Origin of the sequence: Methanocrinis sp. (assembly GCF_049974945.1) — an archaeon.
Classification (GTDB): Archaea; Halobacteriota; Methanosarcinia; order Methanotrichales; family Methanotrichaceae; genus Methanocrinis.
In genome coordinates this window covers 1-2,625 of record NZ_JBNGCU010000161.1, presented here as the reverse complement: position 1 = coordinate 2,625, position 2,625 = coordinate 1, and the positions used below count along the sequence as shown (strand labels likewise).

Below are 2,625 nucleotides of genomic sequence, written 5' to 3'. Positions count from 1 at the left end.
AGCTTCTTCTCCGCGGCGAACTTCTTCAGCTTCTCCAGAAGCTTCGGCTTTTGGCCCGAGAAGCTGTACTCGAAGACCTCGCTGATCGAGGTGACCGGGATGATCTTGATCCTGTCCTTGAAGGTGTCGTCGATGAGGACGTCCCCCTCGTTGGACTTGGGAATCAAGACCGTGGTGATCCCGGCCAGGGCCGCGGCTTCGATCTTCTGGGTGACGCCGCCGACGGGGAGGACGTCGCCCCTAACCGAGAGGGAGCCGGTCATGGCTATGTTCTGCTTGATGGGGACGCTCTCCAGAGCCGATATCACCGCCGTGGCTATGGATATTGAGGCGCTGTCCCCCTCGACCCCCTCGTAGGTCCCTATGAACTGGATGTGGACGTCCTTGTTTGTTATGTCCTCGCCGAGGAACTTCTTGATCAGGGCCGAGACGTTCTGGACCGCCTCCTTGGCGATCTCCTGAAGACGGCCGGTGGCGATCACCTTCCCCTCCTCCTTAGACTGGGCAGGGGTGACCTCGGCCATGATGGGTAGGACTATCCCCGAGTCGCCGACGACGGCGAGGCCGTTGACCCTGCCGATCTCGGCGCCGGCGTTCTTGAACATGCTGTAGTCCTTCCTCCGCTCAAGGTACATGTCGGCGAGCTGCTGCTCGACGGACCGGGCCATCTTCTTCGCCTCCAGGACGTGCCCAGCATCGGTGAGGTCAACCCCTTCAGACCTGGCGACGTCGCCGGCCACCCTGATCAGGCCGCCCAGATCCCGCAGGAGGAGGGTGAGGTGGCCCTTTCTGCCGGCCCTTCTCTTCGCCTCTCTGACGATCTCGGCCACGGCGTCCCTGGTGAAGTGAGGGATCTTCCCGTCCCGGATCACCTCCTGGGCTACGAACCGCACCAGCTTCTCCCGGTTCTCGACGGTGTCGTCCATGGTGTCCCTCATGTAGACCTCGTAGCCGTAACCCTTGATCCTGGACCGCAGGGCGGGGTGCATCCCGCCCATGGCGTCGAGGTTTCCCGCGGCGATCATGACGAAGTCGCAAGGTACGGGTTCGGTCCTGACCAGGGCCCCGGAGGACCGCTCACTCTGGCCGGTTATCGGGTACTCCCCCTCCTGGAGAGAGGTGAGCAGGCTCTGCTGCGACTCGAGCCTCAGGGTGTTCACCTCGTCGATGAAGAGGACGCCCTTGTGAGCCCTGTGTATGGCTCCACACTCGACCCTATCGTGGCTGGGGGTCTCAAGGCCGCCGGACTGGAAGGGGTCGTGCCGGACGTCGCCCAGGAGGGCTCCCGCGTGAGCGCCGGTGGCGTCGACGTAAGGCGCCTTCTTCTGTTTGCTGTTGTCCACCAGAAGCTTCGGCACCAGGGAGTCGTCCTTGGGGATGAGGTAGCGCATGGAGAGGAATATCAGGGCCGCGGCTATGATCCCGAAGAGGAGCTGGCCCGTATAGTAGGCGTAGACGAGCAGGCCCATCATAATCAGCATGAAGAACATGTTCCTGGTCTGGGTCTTCTTTCTCGCCTCCATCTTGTGGGCGTCGACTATCTGTCTTCCCCTTCCCGCGGGAACCACCCTGACTTTGGGGTTGTTGTTCTCCTCGGAGTTATTGTAGACCAGGACGTCCTGTAGCTCCTCTACGGGGAGAAGCTCGCTCATGGCTCTGCCCAGCATCGATTTGCCCGTGCCGGGGGAGCCGATCAGCATCACGTGGCGGCGCTGGTGGGCCGCCTTCTTTATAACCTCCACCGCCTCGTCCTGGCCGATCACCTGGTCGATCAGGCTCTCAGGTACCTGGACGTTGCTGGTGTCCTCGAACTCGGTGTTTCCCAGCAGATCCTTCTTCTCGTCTTCCAACAAAATACCGGCCCTCTCGCCCATGGTAAGTCCTTCTAACCTATATAACTGATGCTGAGATAGCTGATGATCAATCGTCAATTTGCCGTCACACCTCGAACTCTTTCATCACATTCTGGTAATCCGCCGCCATCTCCGGTGTGAGGTGGGGCTTGGCCCGTTCGAAGGCCGCCCGGAAATGGCGTCCTTCAACCAGGATCTGGCCGAGGACCAGCTCCTCTCTTATCATCCCCGGGGTTATCCTCTCCCGAAGGGCGACCATACCCGCCTCCCGGCAGAGGGTCTCGATGTCGGCGCCTGTCCGCCCCTCCGTCATCTCCGCGAGGTCGGCGACGGAGACGTCCTCGGCGAGGGGCATCCCCGAGAGGTGTATACCGAATATTCTCTCTCTCGCCTCCCTGTCGGGCATGGGGGTCCTTATCAATCTGTCGAACCGCCCTGGCCGCAGGAGCGACGGGTCCAAAAGGTCCGGCCGGTTGGTGGCGGCCAGGACCACCACCTCCTCCAGCTCGACGACGCCGTCCAGCTCCGTCAGAAACTGGCTCACCACCCTCTCGGTGGCGTGAGAGTCGAGGCCCGACCCCCGGGCAGGGACCATCGAGTCGACCTCGTCGAAGAATATCAGTGATGGAGCAGCCTGCTTCGCCTTCCGGAAGACCTCTCTCACCGCCCGTTCCGACTCGCCGACCCACTTCGATAAGAGCTCCGGCCCTTTCACCGAGATGAAGTTCACCCCGCTCTCGGTGGCCACGGCCTTGGCCAGGAGGGTCTTTCC

General features: G+C 62.0%; 2 protein-coding genes. Both read right to left on the bottom strand.

Annotated features, from left to right (window positions below):
- The coding region (gene lonB, locus ACP5EL_RS10120) for an ATP-dependent protease LonB (RefSeq protein ID WP_428402389.1) at positions 1–1,874 on the bottom strand (1,874 nt) is incomplete at its 3' end.
- Positions 1,875–1,938: 64 nt separating this feature from the next.
- Positions 1,939–2,625: AAA family ATPase (locus ACP5EL_RS10115; protein ID WP_428402388.1), on the bottom strand; the 687-nt coding region annotated here is incomplete at its 5' end.